At 70.1% G+C, this 20682-nt stretch carries 19 protein-coding genes; 6 read left to right on the forward strand and 13 right to left on the reverse strand.

Annotated features, from left to right (window positions below; genetic code table 11):
* Positions 1 to 106 precede the first annotated feature (106 nt).
* The 4 genes from ACE3PU_RS00085 (at position 107) to ACE3PU_RS00100 (ending at position 3891) form a co-directional block, all read left to right on the forward strand.
* Entirely contained in the window at positions 107 to 1390 is a 1284-nt protein-coding gene (locus ACE3PU_RS00085) for a dicarboxylate/amino acid:cation symporter (RefSeq protein ID WP_374385420.1), read from the forward strand.
* A gap of 38 nt (positions 1391 to 1428) precedes the next feature.
* On the forward strand, positions 1429 to 1872 hold the full coding sequence (locus ACE3PU_RS00090; RefSeq protein ID WP_374385421.1) for a hypothetical protein: 444 nt from the start codon (positions 1429 to 1431) through the stop codon (positions 1870 to 1872).
* 172 nt (positions 1873 to 2044) lie between these two features.
* On the forward strand, positions 2045 to 3403 hold the full coding sequence (locus ACE3PU_RS00095; RefSeq protein ID WP_374385422.1) for a PepSY-associated TM helix domain-containing protein: 1359 nt from the start codon (positions 2045 to 2047) through the stop codon (positions 3401 to 3403).
* Positions 3404 to 3420: 17 nt separating this feature from the next.
* Positions 3421 to 3891 (forward strand): copper chaperone PCu(A)C, encoded by a 471-nt coding sequence (locus ACE3PU_RS00100; RefSeq protein WP_374385423.1) that lies wholly within the window; start codon positions 3421 to 3423, stop codon positions 3889 to 3891.
* 57 nt (positions 3892 to 3948) lie between these two features.
* Here the strand turns inward: ACE3PU_RS00100 and ACE3PU_RS00105 are convergent, their stop codons facing one another.
* The 3 genes from ACE3PU_RS00105 to ACE3PU_RS00115 form a co-directional block, all read right to left on the reverse strand.
* Entirely contained in the window at positions 3949 to 4968 is a 1020-nt protein-coding gene (locus tag ACE3PU_RS00105) for an SMP-30/gluconolactonase/LRE family protein (protein WP_374385424.1), read from the reverse strand.
* Positions 4965 to 7325: a beta-glucosidase BglX gene (bglX, locus tag ACE3PU_RS00110; protein ID WP_374385425.1), complete on the reverse strand. Its 2361-nt coding sequence runs from the start codon at positions 7323 to 7325 to the stop codon at positions 4965 to 4967. Before bglX ends, ACE3PU_RS00105 begins: the two co-directional genes overlap by 4 nt.
* A gap of 108 nt (positions 7326 to 7433) precedes the next feature.
* Complete coding sequence (locus ACE3PU_RS00115; RefSeq protein ID WP_374385426.1) at positions 7434 to 8543, reverse strand: Gfo/Idh/MocA family protein; 1110 nt, start codon at positions 8541 to 8543, stop codon at positions 7434 to 7436.
* A 206-nt stretch (positions 8544 to 8749) separates the two neighbouring features.
* Between ACE3PU_RS00115 and ACE3PU_RS00120 the strand changes: the two genes are divergently transcribed.
* Complete coding sequence (locus tag ACE3PU_RS00120) at positions 8750 to 9478, forward strand: Crp/Fnr family transcriptional regulator (protein ID WP_374385427.1); 729 nt, start codon at positions 8750 to 8752, stop codon at positions 9476 to 9478.
* A 152-nt stretch (positions 9479 to 9630) separates the two neighbouring features.
* Here the strand turns inward: ACE3PU_RS00120 and ACE3PU_RS00125 are convergent, their stop codons facing one another.
* Complete coding sequence (locus ACE3PU_RS00125) at positions 9631 to 10350, reverse strand: Crp/Fnr family transcriptional regulator (protein ID WP_374385428.1); 720 nt, start codon at positions 10348 to 10350, stop codon at positions 9631 to 9633.
* Here ACE3PU_RS00125 and ACE3PU_RS00130 point away from each other — a divergent pair.
* On the forward strand, positions 10340 to 10624 hold the full coding sequence (locus tag ACE3PU_RS00130) for a hypothetical protein (RefSeq protein ID WP_374385429.1): 285 nt from the start codon (positions 10340 to 10342) through the stop codon (positions 10622 to 10624). The genes ACE3PU_RS00125 and ACE3PU_RS00130 overlap by 11 nt on opposite strands.
* On the opposite strand, the gene ACE3PU_RS00135 is transcribed toward ACE3PU_RS00130, so the two are convergent.
* The 9 genes from ACE3PU_RS00135 to ACE3PU_RS00175 are packed head-to-tail and all read right to left on the reverse strand — an operon-like array spanning position 10606 to position 20672.
* Positions 10606 to 11631: a Gfo/Idh/MocA family protein gene (locus ACE3PU_RS00135; protein WP_374385430.1), complete on the reverse strand. Its 1026-nt coding sequence runs from the start codon at positions 11629 to 11631 to the stop codon at positions 10606 to 10608. The genes ACE3PU_RS00130 and ACE3PU_RS00135 overlap by 19 nt on opposite strands.
* A complete protein-coding gene (locus ACE3PU_RS00140) occupies positions 11631 to 12614 on the reverse strand; it encodes a zinc-binding dehydrogenase (protein ID WP_374385431.1) in 984 nt (327 codons plus the stop codon). The genes ACE3PU_RS00135 and ACE3PU_RS00140 overlap by 1 nt, the downstream gene beginning before the upstream one ends.
* Positions 12598 to 13104 carry a DUF1003 domain-containing protein gene (locus ACE3PU_RS00145; RefSeq protein ID WP_374385432.1) on the reverse strand — a complete coding sequence of 169 codons (507 nt, stop codon included), beginning with the start codon at positions 13102 to 13104 and terminating at the stop codon, positions 12598 to 12600. The genes ACE3PU_RS00140 and ACE3PU_RS00145 overlap by 17 nt, the downstream gene beginning before the upstream one ends.
* A gap of 19 nt (positions 13105 to 13123) precedes the next feature.
* Entirely contained in the window at positions 13124 to 15199 is a 2076-nt protein-coding gene (locus ACE3PU_RS00150) for a bifunctional glycosyltransferase/UDP-glucuronate decarboxylase (protein ID WP_374385433.1), read from the reverse strand.
* Complete coding sequence (locus ACE3PU_RS00155) at positions 15196 to 16287, reverse strand: glycosyltransferase (RefSeq protein ID WP_374385434.1); 1092 nt, start codon at positions 16285 to 16287, stop codon at positions 15196 to 15198. The genes ACE3PU_RS00150 and ACE3PU_RS00155 overlap by 4 nt, the downstream gene beginning before the upstream one ends.
* Positions 16284 to 17420 carry a glycosyltransferase gene (locus tag ACE3PU_RS00160; protein WP_374385435.1) on the reverse strand — a complete coding sequence of 379 codons (1137 nt, stop codon included), beginning with the start codon at positions 17418 to 17420 and terminating at the stop codon, positions 16284 to 16286. The genes ACE3PU_RS00155 and ACE3PU_RS00160 overlap by 4 nt, the downstream gene beginning before the upstream one ends.
* Positions 17417 to 18523 (reverse strand): glycosyltransferase family 4 protein, encoded by a 1107-nt coding sequence (locus ACE3PU_RS00165; RefSeq protein WP_374385436.1) that lies wholly within the window; start codon positions 18521 to 18523, stop codon positions 17417 to 17419. The genes ACE3PU_RS00160 and ACE3PU_RS00165 overlap by 4 nt, the downstream gene beginning before the upstream one ends.
* The gene (locus ACE3PU_RS00170) at positions 18520 to 19563 is read right to left on the reverse strand and encodes an SDR family NAD(P)-dependent oxidoreductase (protein WP_374385437.1); all 1044 of its coding nucleotides are present in this window, start codon (positions 19561 to 19563) and stop codon (positions 18520 to 18522) included. The genes ACE3PU_RS00165 and ACE3PU_RS00170 overlap by 4 nt, the downstream gene beginning before the upstream one ends.
* Complete coding sequence (locus tag ACE3PU_RS00175) at positions 19560 to 20672, reverse strand: NAD-dependent epimerase/dehydratase family protein (RefSeq protein WP_374385438.1); 1113 nt, start codon at positions 20670 to 20672, stop codon at positions 19560 to 19562. Before ACE3PU_RS00175 ends, ACE3PU_RS00170 begins: the two co-directional genes overlap by 4 nt.
* Between the last annotated feature and the right edge of the window lie 10 nt (positions 20673 to 20682).

The raw sequence follows: 20682 nt of genomic DNA on the forward strand, positions 1-20682 counted from the left end.
CCCTGTTCGACGCCGCGATGATTGGACCGCAGCCGGCGCCTCTGCTGCAGGCCGCGGGAAGCAGGATTCACAGGCGCGAGTCGCAAAGCAGTGCTAGCGGTGCGTCATGAATCGTTCCCGCGTCGCCGCCTTCTTCTCCTCGCTGAGCTTTTTCGTCGTGGCCGCCCTGGTCGCGGGCGTCGTGGTCGGCGCCCTTGCGCAGGATGCGGACGCACCCCTGGTGACCTCCGGCCTCGGCATGATCGAGGCGCTGGGCCAGGTCTGGCTCAATGCGCTTCGCATGACGGTCATCCCCCTGGTCTTCAGCCTGCTGGTCACCGGCATCGTGTCCATCGCCGACGCGGCCGCCACGGGCCGAATGGCCGGGCGGGCCCTGATGGTGTTCGCCATCCTGCTGGTGGGGGCGACGGTGTACGCCATCCTGGCCGGCCTGGGGCTGCTGCAGATCTGGCCCATCGACCCGCAGGCCGGGGCCGCGCTTCTGGCCGGCGTGCCCGCCGACGCCGCGCAGACGGTGGGCGTGGCGGCCCACACCGACGGTTTCCAAGCCTTCCTGGCGAGTCTGGCCCCGGCCAATCTGATCCGCGCCGCCGCCGACGACGGCGTGCTGGCGGTGGTCGTCTTCGCCATCGCCTTCGGCTTCGCCGCCACCCAGGTGCGGCAGGACCTTCGCCGCCCGCTGGCGACCTTCTTCGAGGCCGTGGCCGAGGCCATGGTCGTCATCGTGCATTGGGTGCTGCTGGCCGCGCCGTTCGGGGTCTTCGCCCTGGCGCTGGGCGTCGGCCTGCGCGCGGGCCTGGGCGTCGCGGGCACGCTGGGCCATTACGTCGCCATCGTCTGCCTGAGCCAGATCGGCCTCATCCTGCTGACCTACATCGTGGCCGTGGTCTGGGGGCGGATACCGCTGGGTCGGTTCGCCCGCGCCGTGGCCCCCGCCCAGGTCGTCGCCGTCTCGACCCAATCGTCGCTGGCCAGCCTGCCGGTGATGATCGAGCGCGCCCGCGAGGGGCTGGGCGTGCCCCAGGCCTCGGCCGGCCTGGTGCTGCCGCTGGCCGTGGCGGTGTTCCGGCTGACCAGCCCGGTCGCCAATCTGGCGGTCTGCCTCTATGTCGCCCAGCTGTCGGGGGTGGAGCTGGGACTGCCGGCGCTGATCGCCGGCGGCCTGACCGCCATCGCCGTCTCGATCGCCTCGGTCGGCCTGCCCGGCCAGGTCAGCTTCTTCGCTTCCGTCGGCCCCATCTGCCTGGCCATGGGGCTGCCGCTGGGGGTGCTGCCCCTGCTGCTGGCGGTGGAGGTCATCCCGGACATCTTCCGCACGGTCGGCAACGTCACCGCCGACCTGGCGGCCACGCGGATCGTCAACGGCCCGGACGAGGCCGAAGAGGCCTGATGCGGGCGCCGCCGCGGCCCGCCGTCAGACATTCCGTCATGCGCGACGCCCTTCCCCTGACGCGCCCGGCGAAGTATGGCCGCGGCGTGCGTGCATCCTCAACCGAGCACTGGTCGCTGTTCCGATCGCTGGCGTTCCTCGCCGCGACCTTCGCCATCGTGTTCGGCGCGATGCTGCCGTCGGCGGTCGCGGCCTCGACGGCGACCGGCTCGCCCATCGTCCTGTGCTCCGGCAACCAGATCCTGGTGGTGCAGGACGCCGACGGCCTGTCGAAACAGCGCAAGCCGTCGCCGCTCGACAGCCTGAAGTGCGCGTCCTGCGTCCTGGCGAACTTCACCGCCCTGCCGCCGCCGCCGCCGATCCATCCGGTCGCGCCGCCGCGCATCGCGGCCGTCCAACCCCGGGCGGTCTGGGCCAGCCTGCCGTCCACCCAGGTCCGCGCCGGCCTGCGCCCGCCCTCGACCGCCCCGCCGCTCGCCTGAACAGACGACGCTCCGCGCGCTGACCGCCGGTCCGCGCCGCCCTTCCCTGTTCAGGACACCCATCCATGTCTCTCAAGACCACGGTCGCGCCCTGCGCGCTGCTGCTCGCGATGTTCGCCGCCCCACCGCGCCACGAAGGGCGCGGACTGGGGTCGCGGCAACGGAGCGCTCGATGACCGACACACGACGCGCCCCCGCCCAGGCCCGCCCGATCTCGGGCGCCTATCGCGCCGTCTGGCGCTGGCACTTCTATGCGGGCCTGCTGGTCCTGCCCTTCTTGTGCCTGATGGCGCTCACCGGCGGCCTCTATCTGTTCAAGGACGGCATCGACGCCGCCGTCTATCGCCCCATGGCCCGCGTCGAGGCGCGCGCCGTGACGGCGTCGCCGGATCGCTGGGTCGCGGCGGCCCAGGCGGGGACCGGCGGCACGGTCTCCAGCGTGCGCCTGCCGGCACGGCCGGACGAGGCCGTTCGGCTGAACCTCGATCTGCCCGACGGCGGCAAGCGCACCGCCTTCGTCGATCCCCATGATGCGCAATTGATCGGCGTCACCCCGTTCGGCGGCGTCATGGAGACGGTCAAACAGCTGCACAGCCTGTCGATCGTCGGCCCATGGGCCAACTATCTGGTTGAGATCGTCGCCGGCTGGGCCGTCATCCTGGTCGCCACGGGCGTCTTCCTGTGGTGGCCGCGCAAGCGGGACGTGGGCGTCGCCGCGGTCCGGGCGACCGACATCCGCCGCCGCCCCTTCTGGCGCGACCTGCACGCCGTCACGGGCCTTTATGCGGGGGCGATTATCGCCTTCCTGGCGGTGACCGGCATGCCCTGGTCGGCCTTCTGGGGCGCCCAGTACGCGAATGTGGTCCGCGAGAGCGGCATCGGCCGTCCCAAGGCGCCGCCGGCCGCCAGCCCCTGGGCCCATGCCGCGCACAAGGACCACCCGGCGGGCGTGGGATGGACGATGGAGGGCGCCGTCCTTTCCGCCCCTCACGTCCATGACGAAACCGCGCGCCTCTCGACCGTCGTCGCCGCCGCCGACGCTCAGGGCCTGGCGCGGCCCTACGTCGTCTCCATTCCCTCCGATCCCGCGCTGGCCTTCACCGCGGCGCGAGAGAACCGCCGCGTCGAGGACGCCCGTTCGCTCTACATCGACGGGGTCACCGGTCAGGTGAAGGCCGACATCCGCTACGACCAGTTCGGCGTCGGCGCCAAAGCCTTCGAATGGGGCGTGGCCGTCCACCAGGGCACGCAGTACGGCCGGCTGAACCAGTTCCTGATGCTGGGCGGCTGCATCGCCGTATGGCTGCTGGCGATCAGCGGCCTCGTGATGTGGTGGAAGCGGCGCCCGCCCGACCTGGCCAGGGGGCGCATCGGCGCCCCGGAGGCGCCGCCGGGACCGCGCGTTCGCGCCGCGGTGATCGGCATCGTCCTGCCGCTGTCCATCCTCTATCCTCTGACCGGCCTCAGCCTGCTCGCCGCCCTGCTGGGCGAGCGGGTCGTGCTGGCCCTCCGTCGTCGCCTGTTCGCCTGAGCCCTGGAAGATTTCTCATGACCCGCCTTCTCATTCCCGTCGCGCTTCTCGCTCTCGCCGGCTGCAGCCCGGCGGCGGACCCCGACGCCCTGGCCTCGGTCGCCGTGGTCGATGCGACCTGCCGTCCCACGCTCAACGGCCGCGATGTGACCGGCTGCTACGTGACGCTGACCGCCAGTCGCGACGACCGCCTGGTTTCGGTCGCCGCCCCGCTGGCCGCGACGGCCCAGGTGCACGAGATGAAGATCGAGGACGGCATGATGAAGATGGCCGAACTCAAGGACGGCCTGGCCCTGCCGGCCGGAGAAGCGGTCTCGCTTCAGCCGGGCGGCGACCACATCATGCTGATGGGCCTGACCCAGCCCCTGACGGCCGGGCAAAAGGTCCCCCTCGCCTTCACCTTCGAACACGCGCAACCGGTGCAGGTCCGCGCCCGGGTCGCCCAGCCGCCGGTCGCCGGCGCCGGCGCCGAACACGCGGGCCACTGATCGTCTCAGTCGCGCCGGGACGGTCTCTGGCGGATGGCGGGCGGCGCCGGCGGGCCGTCAGCCGCGCGTCAGCGTCCGCACCCTGACGAGAAACGCGCCGGAGGTGATGAACAAGGTCCGGCCGTCCTCGCCGAAGGCGCAGTTGGCCGCCGCTGCGCCGGTGTCGATCCGTCCCAGTGAACGGCCCTCGGGCGTCAGGACATGGACGCCGCCCGGACCCGTGACGAACAGGTGGCCCTGGGCGTCGACGGCCAGGCCGTCGGGCAGGCCCGGCGCGGAGGCTCCGACCATCGCGGTGAAGTCCCTGAGAACCCGGCCGCCGGACGTTCGGCCGGCGCGGTCCAGATCATAGGCCATGATCACCGCCCGCGCCGGGTCGGACACGGTGACGTAAAGGGTGCGCTGGTCGGGCGACAGGGCGACGCCGTTGGGGAAGGTCAGGCTGTCCTCCAGCAGGGTCACCTCGCCATCGGGGGCCAGCCGATAGACGCCGCTGTAGGGCAGTTCCTTCAGCGGAGACTGCGCCATGTCCTTCAGGCCGTAGGGCGGATCGGTGAAGAAGATCGCGCCGTCGGCCGCCTGAACCAGGTCGTTCGGCGAGTTGAATCGCTTGCCCTGGTAATGCGTCGCCAGCAGGGTCTTGGCCTTCGTCGCCAGATCGACCCGCGCGATGGCGCGATTGCCATGGTCGGCCATCAAGATCGACCCGGCCGGCCCGGCGATCAGCCCGTTCGATCCGGGCTCGCGGAAGCCCGATGCGTCCGGTCCATCGTAGCCGGACGGCGACATGAAGACCGAGGCTCCGTCGCGCGCGGACCAGCGGTGGATCCGGTTCTGCGGCACGTCGCTGAACAGCAGATAGCCGCCGTCGGCGATCCACACCGGGCCTTCGGACCAGGTGAAGCCCTCGGCCAGGCGCTCGATCACGGCGTCGGGCGCGATCAGGCGATCCAGCGCGGGGTCCTCGCGGACGATGCGGCCGACGGTCGGATGGCGAACGGCCGGGGCGACGGAGGCGCAGGCGGCGGTCGAAAGGGCGGCGGCGCCGGCCAGGATCGCGCGACGGGACAGGGTCAAGACAAGGGCTCCTCGACGGATGGGGTCGGTATCGCCGCCGCGGGGATGTCTCCCACGGCGTCCGATGTGATGGTGAACTGGCCCCGCGCGCGGATGTCGGCGGACGAGGCCCCGATCATCACCTGGACCGCGCCGGACTGGATGCGCCAGCGGTCGGCGTCCCAGAAGGCGAGCTGCGCCGGGGTCAGGGTGAAGCGGACGCGCTTGGCCTCCCCCGGCGCGAAGGCCACGCGCCGAAAGCCGCGCAGCTCCTGCACCGGCCGGGAAACGGCGGCGACCGGATCGCGGACATAGAGCTGGATCACCTCGTCGGCGGCGACGTCGGCGGTGTTGCGCACGACGACGCTGACCTCGACCCGGCCCTGGGCGTCGATCTCGGCCTCGCTGATCTCCAGCGGCCCATAGTCGAACCGGCCATAGCTGAGCCCGTGGCCGAAGGCGAACAGCGGCGTGATCGGCTGGTCGCGGTAGCGCGCCGTATCCCGGGTCAAATCCTCCGCCGCTGGGCGGCCGGTCGGCAGGTGCGCATAGGTCAGCGGCGCCGCGCCGCTGGCGCGCGGAAAGCTGACGGGCAGGCGGCCGCCGGGCGAGACGCGGCCGGTCAGGACCTCGGCGATGGCCGGCCCGGACTCCACGCCCAGGAACCAGGTCTCCAGGATCGCCGGCGCGCGCCGGGCCAGCTCGGCTAGGGCCAGGGGCCGACCGTTCATGAGGATGACCACGACCGGCTTGCCGGTGTCGAGCACGGCGGCGGCCAGGGCTTCCTGCGCGGCGCTGAGGCCGATGTCGGTATAGCTGCGGGCCTCGCCGGACCGGTCGAAATGCTCGCCCACCACCAGCAGCACCAGATCGGCCGCCCGCGCGGTCTCGACGGCTTGCGCCAGAGCCTGAGCGTCCGACACCTCGTCCACGCCCTGGGCGCCCTCCCCCGCCGCGGTGACGGCGATCGCCTGGGCCGCTTCGGGCCGATAGCCGGGCGCATAGGTGATGCGGGCCTGCGGCAGGGCCTCGCGCAGGGCGGGGATCAGCGGCCGCACATCCTCGACCCGCCCTTGCGCGCGCCAGCTGCCCAGCGACGAATTGGCGTCCTCGGCCAGGGCGCCGATGACGGCGATGCGGCGGGCGCTCGACGCCAGCGGCAGGATGTCGCCGTCGTTCTTCAGCAGCACCATCGACCGGCGCGCCGCCTCGCGCGCGACCGCGCGATGCTCGGGCGTCAGCATGGCCTGGGCCTCTCGCGCCGGATCGGCGCGGCCGTAAGGATCGTCGAACAGGCCCAGCCGCTCCTTGGCCGTCAGCACCGCCGTGACCGCCTGGTCCAGAAGCGGCAGCAGCCCCGGATCGGCCTCGACCGCCGCCTTCAGACGGGTGGAATACAGGTTCCCCGCCATGTCCATGTCGACACCCCCGCGCAGCGCCAGGGCGCCGGCCTCCTCGGGGGTCGCGGCGACGGCGTGGTTCAGCAGTTCGGGAATGGCGTTCCAGTCGCTGACGATCAGGCCGTCATAGCCCCAGCGTTCGCGCAGCACCCCGCGCACCAGCTCGGGATGAGCCGTCAGGGGCACGCCGGCGATGTCGTTGAAGGCGGTCATCATCGACCCGGCCCCGGCCTTGGCCGCCGCATGGAAGGGCGGCAGATAGACCTCGTGCAGGGTGCGCTCCGAGATGTCGGCGCTGTCGTAGTCGCGTCCGCCCTGGGCCGCGCCATAGCCGACGAAATGCTTGGCCGTGGCCAGGATGGCGGTGTCGTCGGCCAGGGACGTCCCCTGATAGCCGCGCACCTGGGCCGTGGTCAGGATCGAGGCCAGATAGGGGTCCTCGCCCGGTCCCTCGACCACCCGGCCCCACCGGGGATCGCGGGCGATGTCGATCATGGGCGAAAAGGTCCAGTTCAGGCCGGCCGCCGTGGCCTCGACCGCCGCCACCCGCGCCGTCCGCTCCATCAGCTCCGGATCCCAGCTGGACGCCAGGGCCAGGGGCACGGGAAACAGGGTGCGATAGCCATGCACCACATCCATGCCGAACAGCAGCGGCACGCCGAGCCGGGACTCCTCCACCGCCACCCGCTGCAGCTCGCGGATTTCGGCGGCGCCGGCGACATGAAGGAACGAGCCGATCTCCCCGCGCCGCACCCGCTCCAGGGCCGCGGCGTCCAGGCGCGAGTTCAGGGCGCGCTGGCGCCCGCCCGGCGTCTGGTTCAGCTGGCCGATCTTCTCGTCCACGGTCATGCGCTCGAGCAGGTCGCGCACGCGCGGGGAAGCCGCCTCGACCGGCTGGCCGACGGCGACGCCCGGACTGGACAGACATAGCCCAACCAGACTCAGGGCCAGGGCGATACGGAGCGTTCGCAGAAGCATGGCGGCGTCCCTGACAGGGTGGGCGATGTGGCAGTCATTCCTAGGGCCGGGCGCCGGCCGCAGCAAATCCGGGAGCGTGGCGCCGGGCCTCGGCGATCACCCACGACCTCAAAGCGCGACGGTCCGGCCCTCGCGCGCCGATCGATAGATCGCCTCGATGATCCTCATGTCGCGCAAGCCTTCCTCGCCCGGAACGATGGGATCGCTGTCGGTCATGACGCACTGCGACAGGTGGTCGAGCTGGCCCGAAAACTGGTTGAGCGCCAGTTCGGGCGCCGGATGGTCGGCGGTGCGCCATTCCCGACGCAGGCGCAGGCGATTGCCCTCGTAGGCCGTCGCAGGCTCGGCGTCCAACCAGCCCTGCGTGCCGACGACGCGATAGCGATTGTGATGCGATCCATAGGTCGAGACGCAGTCGGCCACCACGCCCGACGGGAAGACCAGCTGGAAGTTGATGGTGTCCTCCACCTCTCGAAACCGGACATCCGATCGGTCGGTGGACTCGACCGCCGAGACCGAGATCGGCTCCTCGCCCGTCAGGTAGCGGGCAGCCTGCAGGCTGTAGATGCCGATGTCCATCAACGATCCGCCGCCGGCCAGGGCGCGGTTCAGACGCCACTGGGTGGGGTCGCCGATGTTGAAGCCGTGCTCGGCCGTAACGATCCTGAGCGTCCCCAGCTCGCCGCTGCGGGCCAGGCGCATGGCCTCGCGGTTGTTCGCCTCGAAGTGGCTGCGATAGCGGATCATCAGCTTGCGCCCCGCGGCGCGACAGGCGGCGATCATCTCCTCGGCCTGGGCCGCCGTATTGGCCATCGGCTTTTCGCACATGACGTGCTTGCCCGCCGCCGCGGCCCTGAGGGTGTATTCGTGGTGCATGCCGTTGGGCAGGATCACATAGACGATGTCCACGTCCGGATTGTCCCGGATCGTGTCGAAGGTGTCGTAGCTGTAGAGGCCGCTGTCCGGCACGCCGTACTGCGCCGCATATCGGCGCGCCTTCTCCGGCGAGCCGCTGACCAGGGCCGTCACGCGCGAATGCCGGCATTCGGCGAAGCGCGGCAGAATGACGTCGGCGTAGGTCCCTAGCCCCACGATCGCATAGCCGAGCTTGCGCCCGTTCTCCTGCGCCGCCAACGCTTCCGCCGACGTTCCGAGCAGCCCCAGCGAGCAGGCTCCTCCCATGCCCAGTAGGGTTCGGCGGCGGGTGGTCAGGACCATGGCGTCACATCCGGTCTAGTCATCCCGCCCTCAGCCGAGACGGTTCGCCATATTGTCCGACATCAAATGCGGACGCGAGTCAGTCCGCACGCCGGCGTCGCCTTTTCTACAACCCGAGAGGCGCGCCGCCGTCCCTGACAGGTCGATTCCAATCCTATCAGGCGCGAAAAAACCGCCGCGCCAGAGCAAGGGACTAACTCATGTGAATGCCTTCACCTTTCACACTGGGTCAGTGTCGGCGGATGTTCGACGCCTCCTCTCCTGCGAGCGCGCCCCTCGCCCAGCCTGTTCGGATCGACGACCGCGCCCAGGCGGTTCTGGATCATCCTGTCCTGCGGCTGATGCCGGACGAGGTCCAGGATCTGATCCGTGACCGAGGTCAGTCGCGCAGCCTGCAGGCCGGCGAATGCGCCGCCGGTCGCGCCGCCATTGGTTTTGTCCTCGAGGGCGCGCTCGGCGCCTTTGATCGCAAGAACATCGCCTGCGTGGGCCTGCATGGGCGGGGTTCGATGTTCGGCTGGGAAACCTCCCTGGCGTCCGCCTTCGTCCCCGTGCGATTTCTGCCGATGCTGGACACCCGATGGATCGAGGCGCCGGCCGAGGACCTTGCGGATCTCATGGGTCAGGCCTGGGTCGAGCACGTCTTCGCGCGCCATGCCCTGGATCGGCTGGCGCGTGTCCAGGCCGAAGCCGCCTGCAACGCCGTGCATCAGGTGCCGCATCGCACCGCCAACTGGGTTCTTCGCCTGTACCAGGTCGCGGGCCCCGAATTGCGCACCACACAGGCGATCCTCGCGCAGGCCATGGGCGTGCAGCGCACCAGCGTGAACGCCGCGGTCAAGGCGCTGGAGCGTGACGGCGCGGTGCGACTGTCGCGGGGCCGGCTGATCGTCACCGACCCTGCGCGGCTCGAGCGTTTCGCCTGCGGCTGCTGACCCCTCGCCCCTGTGGCAGGGGCAGGCGGCGGCGGATCGGATCAGGGGCGTCGATCTCGCCGCCGGAATGGGCGAAGGGCGCAGGCGGCCATGGCGGCGGCCCGCGAAACCTCTTCGCGTAGATGGCAGTGGCGGGTCTGACCGTCGACGTGTCAGACGGGCTCTTTCCAGAACCGCAGATAGAGCGGGTCGAACTCCGCGAGACGGACCAGGCGGGTCCAGTCATTGATGGTCACCCGACCCTCTTTCCAGTCCAGCAGCCCCCCGCTCCGTAACGCCATCAAGGTGCGGTTGACGTGCACCGAGGACAGGCCAAGCACATCCGCCAGTTCGATCTGGTTGAGCGGAAAATCGAAGCCGTCCTCGTCGGCCAGCCCCACGGCCTCCAATCGGACCTGGGTTTCGCAGAACAAATGGGCCATCCGGGCCTGCGCGTCCTGGCGCCCCAACCCGACCAGCCATACGCGGTGGACGGCGGCGTCCACGACGGTTTCCAGCCAGAACAGACGCGCAAGATGGGGATCCTCGGCCATCAGGCGTCGCAGGGCGTCGTGGGGGACAGCGGCCAGTTCACAGGCCGAGATCGCCATGACGCTGTGATCAAGCCGCTTCGTGACCAGGCCGTGCAGGTCCATGAAGTCGCCGGGCAGACCCAGTTCGGTGAACTGTCGCCCCCCATTGCTCAACAGCGCAAATCGGCCCGCGAATCCGGACACCAGAAGCAGGCTGTCCGTCTGGCGCTCCCCTTCCGTGGCGATCAGATCGCCTGGCCGGAAGCGTCGGGGTTCGACGGGCAGCGCGAGAATGGCGTCGCGTTGCGCGCTGGAGATGTCGTCCCGGCGTTCAAACTTGCAGGCCAGAATGTCCAGCATTGAACAAAGCCGCCCCGGAGTGATCCAGTTTTCCAACTTGCGCGTAGTCGACGTCATGAGCGGATACCGACTCGAGCTTGGCGTTGCGGGGGTGGATGAGCGCCTCGAACTGACGGCTGAGGATGACAACGCGGCGCGCCGCCAGGCGTTGCTGACCATGGGCGACATGCTGCGGGATCAGGCTATCCGCGGCGTGTACGGAGCCCGGGTGGATCTCGTCCTGTTCAATGCGGGCGGCGGTCGCCTCTATGAGGTTCACGTCGCAGCGGCGTAGATCCGGTCCAGGGTGCGCGCGACCCGCAACAAGTCTTCGACGGCCGGATCGTACCGCCCGCCTTCCGCCAGAGCCTGAGCCCAGGCCTGGGCCGCACGGCCGCCCCAGTCATCGGGAGGCGACGTCAGCCGGCGGGGCGTGACGCCTTCAAACGCCGTCGCCTCGAAATCGTAGAAGGAGCCGCCGACGTTCCGCATCGCGGCGCCGCCGCCGTGTCCGTAAAAGGCCGCTTCGATCACCGCGTCCTGGCCCGCAGGCAATCGCCACGAGCAGGCCAGCCGCACCACGACGCCCGAACCCAGCACCAGGGTCGCGACCGCATAATCCTCCGCCTCGCTCCGTGCCTTCAGCGGCCGCCCTTGGCGCAGAAGATGCGCCTCGACGCCGGCGACCTCTTCGTCCAGCAGCCACAGACACAGGTCCACGAGGTGGACGCCCAGGTCCATGACGCATCCACCGCCGGAAAGCGCAGCATCGTAGAACCACGGCTTGTCCGGGCCATAGGCGTTGTGGAAGGTCAGATCGACGGCGTGAACCCGGCCCAGCGCCCCCGTCCCGATCTGCGCCTTCAGGGCCTGCACCGCCGCCGTGTGGCGGTAGCTGAGGTCCACCGCCAGCAGCCGGTCAGCGCGTTTCGCCGCCGCGATGGCGGCCTGGGTTTCCGCCTCATTGCGCCCAAGCGGCTTCTGGCAGAAGACGGCGACGCCCGCATCCAGGGCCCGCTGGGCCTGTTCGGCGTGGAGGGCGCTGGGGGTGGCGATGACCAGCCCGTCCAGCCCTTGGGCCAAGAGGTCGTCGAGATCGGCGCAAGCCGCGGCCCCAGGCGCGAGACCAAGGGCTTCGCGGGCCATGTCGGGGTTCGGATCAGCGAGTGCGACCGCCTCGATCCGCCCGCCGTCCAACATCGCCGCCATCCGATGTCGACCGATCCAGCCGACGCCCAGGAAGCCGACGCGGGGCCGACGCAGGGCGGACGCCGGCGCGGGTTTCAGAAGGACGTCGGTCATCACATCGTCACCACGGCCTTGAGGAAGCCGTCCGGCCGATCCCGGGTGGCGTCCAGCGCCTGATCCAGCTGTTCCAGCGGATAGGCGTGGGTCACCAGGTCGCGCAGGTTCAGTTGCCCGGCGCCCACCGCCTCGACGGCCTCGCGCACGCCCTGGGCGTAGACGGCGGGATCGCGCTCGTGCGCATTGACCACGTCCAGCCCGCGCCAGTTCCACAGCTGCATATTGATCTGCCGTGGCCCGTCCTGATGATAGCCGGCGATCACCAGCCGCCCGCGCTCTCGCGTCAGCTCGGCCGCCAGGTCCAGCGGCCAGGCCTTGCCGACGGCCTCGATCACCACATCGCAGAACCGCCCGTCCGTCAGCTCCGACACCTTGGCGATCAGGGCGTAGTGATCGTCGAGCGTCAGGGTGTCGGCCGCGCCCATCCGACGCGCCACCTCCAGCGAATAGGGCCGTCGCGACAGGGCGATGACCCGCGCTCCGGCGTCCGTCGCAAGTCGCGTCAGCACCGCGCCCAGAAAGCCGATGCCGACGATGGCCACGGTCTGGCCGGCCTCGATCCCGCTGCGCCGGAAGATGTTCATGGCGCAGCCCAGAGGCTCGCCCGCGAACGGAAGACCATCGAGTGCGGGCGGCAGGGGTACGACGGCGTCCTGGTCCGCCACATCGTATTCCGCGAAACTGCTGTGCGAGAGGGCGGCGACCCGGTCGCCGACGGCGACGCTGGAAACACCCGGTCCGACCGCGTCGACGACGCCCCAGCCTTCGTGGCCCAGCCCCCCGGGCGGGGTGGGGAAGGTCATCCACTCAGGGCCTGCCCAGGGCGTCAGATTGGAGGCGCAGACGCCGCAGCCTTCCAGCCTGATGCGGACCTGACCGGCGCCCGGCTCGGGTCGAGGCACGCGGCGCACCTCCATCCGGCCCGGCCCGGTGACGACGGCGGCGCGCATGGTGCGCGTCTGGTCAAGAACCTCGGTCATGGTCTTCCTCGTTGGATTGGCTGATGTGTTCGAGAACGACCTCGGGGGCGACGTCGCGGCGCAGGTCGTCCAGGTCCGGATCGTCAGGCGCCAGACCCGCGTGCGCGGCCAGGCGGCCGACAAGATCGATCAGTCGGGTGATTTCGTGCTCCGCCAGCAGATTGATCTGCAGGTCCAGTTCCGCCCGCTCGTGCTCCGCCGCCGCCATCCGGTTCTGGCTGATCAGCACGAAGGTCGACAGGAAGATCGCCTCCACCGACGCCGCCATGGCCAGGATCACCAAGGTCGGATCGAACCGCCAGGGCTCCGGTCCCCACAGGTTCGAGATGATCCAGCCGCCGAAGATCAGCAGGTGCAGCAGCACGAACCCCAGGCTTCCGGCGAAGTCGGTGATGCGCTGCGCCAGCCGTTTCGGCCAAGGCTCCGCCTCGGCCGCCTCTCGCCGCTGCGTGCGCATGACCTCGATGTTGCGCCGCAGAACCTCCGCCATGTCCCCGTCACGCCGCACCTCAGGCGCTGAGGGCCGGACGATCGCCGAGCGCCGGCGAGCGATCTGCGTCGAACCAGTCGATCGTACGCCGCAATCCATCCTGCAGGGCCGTGGAAGGGCGCCATTGCAGGACCGCGTCCGCCTTGGCGATATCCGGGCGACGGCGACGGGGGTCATCGATCGGCAGCGGCCGGTACACGATCTCCGAGCCCGATCCGGTCAGATCGACGATGACTTCGACCAGTTCGGACACCGTCAGTTCCACGGGGTTGCCGAGGTTGATCGGGCCGGGCTGCGGCCCCTCGTGCTCCATCAGCGCGATCAGGCCGCCGATCATGTCGTCCACATAGCAGAACGACCGGCTCTGGCTGCCGTCGCCGTAGATGGTGATCGGCTGGTCCGCGAGCGCCTGGGTGATCAGGTTGGACACCACCCGACCGTCTGCGGCGGACAGGCGCGGCCCATAGGTGTTGAAGATGCGCGCCACACGCACATCGGACCGCCCGGCCCGGTCATAGTCGAACACCAGGGTCTCGGCCGCGCGCTTGCCTTCGTCGTAACAGGCGCGCGGCCCGATCGGATTGACGTTGCCGCGATAGGTCTCCGGCTGGGGATGCACTTCCGGATCGCCGTAGACCTCGCTGGTGGAGGTCAGCAGCAGGCGGGCGCCGGTCTTCTCCGCCAGTTGCAGCATATGGCGGACGCCCAGGATGCAGGTCAGCATCGTGTGCTCAGGATCCTGCTGGTACTGCGGCGGCGAGGCGGCGCAGGCCAGGTCGTAGATGCGGTCGAAGCGGCGTTCGGTGATCCGTTCCGGCAGGGGCTCGACGACGTCATGTCGCACGAACTCGAAACGGGGCTGTTTCATCGCGGCTTTCAGGTTGCTCAGGTCGCCCGTCTGCAGATTGTCGAGGCAGACGACGTGGCAGCCCTCCGCCAGAAGCCGGTCGCACAGGTGCGAACCGAGGAAACCGGCGCCGCCGGCGACCAGGACAGCGGGGGTGTCGGAAATGGACTTCATGGGTCGGTCCTTCGTCTTGGCGCGTCGGGCCGCGATCAACTCACGCTCCAGGGTCTGGGCGCGGTGGGAGGGGGTATGTTCGGAAAGGATGCGGCGACGGGCGGCCTCGCCCATCGCCCGGGCCTGGCCCGCAGGCGCGGACAGCGCCTCGATCACCGTTTCGGCGGCCTCCGCCAGGATGATCTCGTCGCCGGGCGTGAACAGGGTCTCGATCCCCGGCCAGGCGTCCGAGATGATCGGGCAGCCGCAAGAGGCGGCCTCGAACAGCCGGATCGACGGGCTGTGTCCGGCCGCCCTCATGTCGTCGCGGGTGACGTTCAGGGTGAAGCGGCTGGCGGCGTAGAAGGCGGAATGCTCGGCCGGCGGCAGATGGTCGATCCGCTCGACGTTCGCGGGCCAGTCGATGTCGTCAGGATACTGGGGCCCAGCCACCACGAAGCGACGGTCAGGCATGCGGCGGGCCGGCTCCAGGAGCAGCCGCTCCAGCGTCGGCTGGCGGTCGGGGCTATAGGTGCCGAGGTAGGACAGATCCCACCGCGCGCCGACGGCGTGCGGACGGTAGATGTCGGGGTCGGCCGAACAGTAGAGGGCCCGCGCGGCCGGCGCGCCATAGTCACGCTCCAGACGTTTCAGCGTGTCCCCTCCGGTGAAGGAGAAATAGACGTCGTAGCGCGGGATTTGGTCAGCCTGCAGATAGTCGCAGTCGCCCCGCGCCAGCCGCGCCAGGGTCACGGGCGTATCGATGTCGTAGAAGGCGACCACGCCGTTCGCGGTGCGCCGCGCCCACCGGCCGACCTCGATCCCCTCAGGCACATAGGAACCGACCAGAACGGCGTCGGCGGTCCGCACCTCGCCTTCGAAACGCTCCAGATCCTTCAGGTCCGAATAGAAGGCCAGGCGGCAGTAGTCGGGGTCCGACAGGTCCCGGTGCGCGGCGTACCAGGGCGTTTCGCGCTCCAGGAACACCACCTCGTGCCCGCGCTCGGCGAAGGCGGACAGCAGCGCGCGGAAGGTCACGGCGTGCCCGTTGCCCCAGGCGGACGACAGGCTGAGCCCCAGCACCACCAGCTTCATGCGGCGCTCCTCTCGCGTCGCGCCGACAGCCGGCTGCGGAACAGGGCGTCCACCGTCTCGGCCCGCTGAGCATAGGTATGGTCGGCCAGCACCCGGGCGCGCGCCGCATGGCCGATGGCCTCCGCCCGTTCCGGCGTCAGGGCGGCCAGATGCGCGGCCACGTCCTGGCCGTCCCGCGCGACCAGCACCTCGACGTCCGGCGTCAGGAACTGTTCGACGCCTTCCCAGTAGTCGGTGATCAGGCAGGCCCCGGCGCCGGTGGCCTCGAACACCCGTGTGGCCGGCGAAAAGCCGACCTCGGCCATGCTGTCGCGGGCCACGTTCAGCACCGCCAGGGGCGTGCAGTTGAAGGCGTTGTGCTGGGCCGTTCCCACGTGACCCAGGGCGCGAACATTCGCGGGCATGGCCTTGTCGCCCCAGCCGTTGCCCCCCAGCAGGAAGCGCCGCTGCGGCAGGGACGCCGCGGGTTCGAGGAAGAACTGTTCGATACGGCGCTCGCGATCCGGCAGACGATTGGCCAGCAAGGCGAGGTCGGCGGAAAAGCGGGCGTCCGGCGCGACCGGGTGATGGGTGGCGGGATCGAGCGCATTGTAGATGGGGCGACAGTCGCGCGCGCCTAGCGCGTGGAAGGCCTGGACCACCGGATCCCCGCCGCCATAGGTCAGGACGTGATCGATCTGCGGCAGGACACGGCGCAGCGGGTGATCGGGCGCGGCCTTCACCTCCGCCAAAGTCGCCGGGGCGTCCACATCCCAATAGACGGTCAGGGCGTCAGGCCGCGCCTTGTCGAACACGCCCAGCAGGACATCGTCGAAGACCCCGACGCCGGACGCCTTGACCACGACGTCCGCCTCCGCCGCGCGGGCCATGGCTGCGGTGCAGCCTTCGACGGTGTTGTCCCACACCACGACCTCCGCCCAGTCCGGCGGATCGATGTCGCGATGCTGCTGCCGGTCGAAGGCGTCCGGCTCCAGGAACAGGATCTCCCATCCCCGCTCCGCCAGGGCGCCCAGGAGGCCGCGATAATAGGTGGCCGCGCCGTTCCAATAGGACGACAGCAGGCTGGAGCCGTAGAAGGCGATCTTCATTCCGCAATCTCCATAACGGGGGCGCGGGCCTGGACGGGCTCAGCGCCAGACGCGCCGAGCCGCGCCAGAACCGCCATCAGTTCATCGACACGGTGTGAGCAGGTGTGGCGGGCGCGGATCGTGGCCAGCCCATGCGCAGCCAGATCGGCGCGCAGTTCGGGATCCGACTTCACGGCCCGAAGCGCCGACGCCATTTCGCTGCCGGACCGGACCATCAGGAAGTCGCGGCCGACGTCGAACAAGCCCTCGCTGTCCGTCCACGGCGCGCTGACCAGGGGGACGCCGCACGCCAGGGCCTCGAACACGCGGATGGTGGGAATGCCCGGCAGCGTCTCGACGTAGAAACGACGCGGGACGTGAACCGTCGCCAGGTGACGGGCGAACACTCCCGGCGCCGCCGCATTGGCCAGCCAGCCGTGATAACGCACGTCGTAGCGCGCAAGCAGGCGCCGGGCCGCATCGGGATAGCGGACGCCGTAGAGATCGAGGGTGAGCGCGCTCGCCGCCGCCGGGGCGAACAGAAAACGCTCAAGTTCAGCGGTGCGTTCGCCGTCGCCCCAGTTGCCGACCCAGACCAGGCCGTCGCGCGGCTGCGGCTCAAGCGGCGGATGAAACAGGCGAACGTCCGCCGCCTCGTGCCAGACGAAGACGCGATCGCCCCAGCCCCATCGGCGATAGACCGCCGCCAGGGTCTCGCCGAAGGCGAGGACGCCATCGTAGGGCGACAGGTCGAAGGCCTGCATGGCGTCCGGCTCGCTGACCGCCCGGTGATGGGTGTCATGGAACAGCAGGGTGAAGCGGGCGCGCGTGCGGGCCTGGCCGATCGCGGCGACCAACGCCGGATCGTTCCACTCGTGAACAATGACCAGATCCGCGCCGTCCAAGGCCCGGTCGACGTCCAGCGGCGGATGGAAACGTCTGCTGACCAGCTCGGGATAGGCCTGACGGTACGGGCTCAGTCCGCCTTCGCCATGGTCAGCGACCAGATTGGCCCGGCTCCAGGCGTCGTGCGGCTCCCACGCCTCAACCTGATGCCCGCGCGCGATCAGTTCGCGCAGCACGCCGCGCAGGAAATGGGCGTTGCCGTGGTTCCAGCACGACTCCAGCGAATGGGTGAAATAGACGATCTTCACGCCGCCGCCTCCCCGAACGGGGCGCGCTGGGCCAGAGCCTCGGCATAGACGGCCAGCGTGCCCTCGACCATGGCGTCGATGCTGAACTGGCGGGCGCGGGCGGACGCCAGTCGTCCCAGCCGGCGCGCCCGGTCGGCGTCGTCCAGCAGGTCGTCCAGCACCGCCGCCAGCGCCCCGTCATCCCGCGGCGGGACAAAGAGAGCGGCGCCCTCCCACAGCTCCCGGAAGGTCGGGATATCGGCCAGAACCAGCGCACACCCCGCCTGGGCCGCCTCCAGCACGCCCAGGCCGAAGGGTTCGTAAAGCGCCGGCGCGCAGAACACCGACGCCTGCCGCAACTGCTGCTGGAGATCTGACGCGCTTAGTCGCCCCAGAGCGTGAACCCGATCCAGGGCGACGGCCTGGCCGTTCGGCCCCTCGACCGCGCCAGCGGCTTCGACCCGGCCGCGCATCCGCCGCGCCGCCCGTTCCAGCGTCGCGATGTTCTTGCCCTCGTCCCACAGACGGCCCGAAGTCAGCACCCCACGCCGTCGCGTCTCCGGGCCGGCCTCAGCGGGACGGCGGCCGTTGCGAACCGTCGCGGGCAGGACGCCGTAGCGGGCCGCCGTCGCCTGCATGAAGGCGAAACTGGGCGCAACGAGGCGGTCGCACCGGCGATAGCCCTGCGCCAGGCGTTCCGTCCGCCATTGAAAATCCTGCGGCAGATCGGTCCCGCGCACCGCGTCCCACCAGGTCGCGACGCAGGAGTGACATCCCCCCACCACGGGTGCGCCCCAGTCGTCGTCGCCGCGCAGCGCCGGGGCGTTCAGATGCACCAGATCCGCCCCGGTCTGCACCGCCAGCCCCCGCAAGGCCCTGGCGGTCCGGTCCAGTTGGGAGGGCCCCTCCGCCAGCCAATCCAGCGTTCCGCCGGCTTCGATCAGTCTCAGGCCGTTGATGCGTTGCGCCGCGCGCCGCTGGACGCCCCCGGGCGCCGGGCCGAGGACGGCCAGGCTGACCCGCACGCCCCGCGCCAGGAGCGCTTCGGCCAGGTCCAGCGCGTATGTCCATACGCCGCCCACGGCGTCGGCGGTCATCAGCACATGACGCGGGCGCAGGCTCATGCCGCCGCCGATCCGGCGCGGGCGTCCAGACGCCGCTCCACCCGCAGCCAGTCCGCCAGCTCCGACACGCCAGAGCGCCACGGCTTGGGCGCCCCGAGCCCAAGGGCGCGGTGGGCCGCGGAGGCGTCGGCCACGAAATAGCGCTGGTCCCCGGCCCGCCAGTCCTCGAACCGCAGATCCGTCGGCCGGCCGATGAGTTGATCGATATGGCTGATCAGGCCCTTCAGACTGACCGCATTCTCCGGTCCGCCCCCCAGGTTGAACGCCCTGCCCGACACGGCTTCGATACGCTCCCAGGCGGCGACATAGGCGTCGACCGCGTCGGCGACGTTCAGGATGTCGCGCACCTGACGCCCGTCGCCGTAAAGCGTGATCGGCGCGCCTTCCAGGGCCCGGATCAGGAAGTGCGCGACCCAGCCCTGGTCCTCCGTCCCCATCTGGCGGGGGCCGTAGATGCAGCTCATGCGCAGCACGCAGGTCGGCACGTCGTAACTGCGCGCATAGTCCAGCACATACTGGTCGGCGGCGCCCTTGGAGCAGCCGTAGGGCGTGTGGAAATCAAGCGGCCGATGCTCGTCCACGCCGCGCACGCGAAGGGCCGGCTCGGTCGGCTGCCAGGCCTCGTTCTGGATGGCCAGTTCGATATCGGCCAGATCGCCATAGACCTTGTTCGTGCTGGCGAAGATGACTGGCGTCCGGCGGCGACGCGCCGCCTCCAGCACATTCAGCGTCCCGATCAGATTGACGTCGAAGTCGGTGCGCGGATCGGCCAGGCTGGTCGTGACCGCCACCTGGGCCGCGAGATGAAACACCACGTCGGCCTGTGCGACCGCCGTCTCGACGGCGTCGGCCTGGCGCAGATCGGCCCTGACATGTCTGACCGCCGCGCCGTGACGCAGGAGCAGCCACTTCAGGTTCGTCTCCACCCCGGGGCGGGCCAGGGTGTCCATCACCACGACCTCATGCCCCTCGCCCGCGAGACGGTCAGCGAGGTTCGAGCCGATGAAGCCCGCGCCGCCCGTGATCAGGACCCGGCTCATGCCACCAGACCCCGGAGCTCCAGCTCGCTGCGCGCCTGGTCGACCCGGTCCTGGGCCTCCTGACGCGCCACCCATTCGGCCAGTTCCTCAAGACCCTCGGCGAAGTCCTGACGCGCCTCGTAACCCAGCACGTCGCGCGCCTTGGTCAGATCGGGAATATTGTGACGGATGTCCCCCGCCCGCGCCTTGTTGGTGATCTGGGGCGCGATGTCCGGCCGCCCCATCGAGGCCGCCTGCAGCCGCGCCACATCCTCGACGGTCCTGTCTTCTCCGGAGCCGATGTTGAAGACTTCGCCGTTCGCCTCGGGCTTCTCCAACGCAAGCAGGAAGGCGCGCGCCACGTCCGAGACGTGCACGAAGTCACGCCGCTGCCGACCATCCTCGAACACCATCGGCGCCTGGCCGTTGGCGATACGTGAAGCGAAGATGGCCAGGACGCCGGTATAGGGATTGGAAAGCGCCTGCCCCGGCCCGTAGATGTTCCAGAGCCGCAGCGCGCAGCTTTCCATGCCGTATTGCGCCGTCAGGGTCAGGGTCAGCCGCTCCTGGACGAACTTGTTGATCGCATAGACGCTTTTCAGCGCCGGGGACTTGGTCTCAGGCGTCGGCACGGGGACCAGCGGCCGTCCCAGCTCATCCGTCGGATCCCAGGAGCCGTCGGGATTCCGCACTCCCCGCACCACCTCCTGGCGCAGATCGCCGTCCGCCGTGCGGTAAAGCCCCTCGCCGTAGATGCTCATCGAGGAGGCCACGACCACCCGCTTCACCGGCTGGTCGATCAGTTGCTGGAACAGGACCGCCGTTCCGTAATCGTTGACCGAGGTGTAGCGGTCGATCGCATACATGCTCTGGCCGACACCGACCTCCGCCGCCAGGTGGAAGACCTTGTCCACCCCCTGAAGCGCGGCCCGGACCCGGTCCTCGTCGCGAATGTCGCCGACGACCAGCTCAACCTCGGGGTCCAGTTCGTCGGGCCGCGCGCCAGTGGGGTGAACCTGGTCGATCAGGCTGTCGAGCGCTCGCACCCTGTGCCCCTGCTCCAGAAGCGCACGGGCCAGATGGCGACCGACGAAGCCCGCGCCGCCGGTGATCAGGACGGTGTCCGTCATGATGTTTCTC

The organism is Brevundimonas sp. (assembly GCF_041911375.1).
In the GTDB taxonomy this organism is placed as follows: domain Bacteria; phylum Pseudomonadota; class Alphaproteobacteria; order Caulobacterales; family Caulobacteraceae; genus Brevundimonas.

Bases quoted from the DNA above. Each gene is read 5' to 3' on its own strand.
- ACE3PU_RS00095 (WP_374385422.1), top strand. From the start codon at position 2,045: ATGACCGACACACGACGCGCCCCCGCCCAGGCCCGCCCGATCTCGGGC.
- ACE3PU_RS00175 (WP_374385438.1), bottom strand. From the start codon at position 20,672: ATGACGGACACCGTCCTGATCACCGGCGGCGCGGGCTTCGTCGGTCGC.
- ACE3PU_RS00125 (WP_374385428.1), bottom strand. From the start codon at position 10,350: ATGCTGGACATTCTGGCCTGCAAGTTTGAACGCCGGGACGACATCTCC.
- ACE3PU_RS00150 (WP_374385433.1), bottom strand. From the start codon at position 15,199: ATGAAGCTGGTGGTGCTGGGGCTCAGCCTGTCGTCCGCCTGGGGCAAC.
- bglX (WP_374385425.1), bottom strand. From the start codon at position 7,325: ATGCTTCTGCGAACGCTCCGTATCGCCCTGGCCCTGAGTCTGGTTGGG.
- ACE3PU_RS00140 (WP_374385431.1), bottom strand. From the start codon at position 12,614: ATGACCGAGGTTCTTGACCAGACGCGCACCATGCGCGCCGCCGTCGTC.
- ACE3PU_RS00155 (WP_374385434.1), bottom strand. From the start codon at position 16,287: ATGAAGATCGCCTTCTACGGCTCCAGCCTGCTGTCGTCCTATTGGAAC.
- ACE3PU_RS00090 (WP_374385421.1), top strand. From the start codon at position 1,429: ATGCGCGACGCCCTTCCCCTGACGCGCCCGGCGAAGTATGGCCGCGGC.
- ACE3PU_RS00170 (WP_374385437.1), bottom strand. From the start codon at position 19,563: ATGAGCCGGGTCCTGATCACGGGCGGCGCGGGCTTCATCGGCTCGAAC.
- ACE3PU_RS00145 (WP_374385432.1), bottom strand. From the start codon at position 13,104: ATGGCGGAGGTTCTGCGGCGCAACATCGAGGTCATGCGCACGCAGCGG.
- ACE3PU_RS00115 (WP_374385426.1), bottom strand. From the start codon at position 8,543: ATGGTCCTGACCACCCGCCGCCGAACCCTACTGGGCATGGGAGGAGCC.
- ACE3PU_RS00165 (WP_374385436.1), bottom strand. From the start codon at position 18,523: ATGAGCCTGCGCCCGCGTCATGTGCTGATGACCGCCGACGCCGTGGGC.
- ACE3PU_RS00085 (WP_374385420.1), top strand. From the start codon at position 107: ATGAATCGTTCCCGCGTCGCCGCCTTCTTCTCCTCGCTGAGCTTTTTC.
- ACE3PU_RS00135 (WP_374385430.1), bottom strand. From the start codon at position 11,631: ATGACCGACGTCCTTCTGAAACCCGCGCCGGCGTCCGCCCTGCGTCGG.
- ACE3PU_RS00130 (WP_374385429.1), top strand. From the start codon at position 10,340: ATGTCCAGCATTGAACAAAGCCGCCCCGGAGTGATCCAGTTTTCCAAC.
- ACE3PU_RS00120 (WP_374385427.1), top strand. From the start codon at position 8,750: ATGCCTTCACCTTTCACACTGGGTCAGTGTCGGCGGATGTTCGACGCC.
- ACE3PU_RS00100 (WP_374385423.1), top strand. From the start codon at position 3,421: ATGACCCGCCTTCTCATTCCCGTCGCGCTTCTCGCTCTCGCCGGCTGC.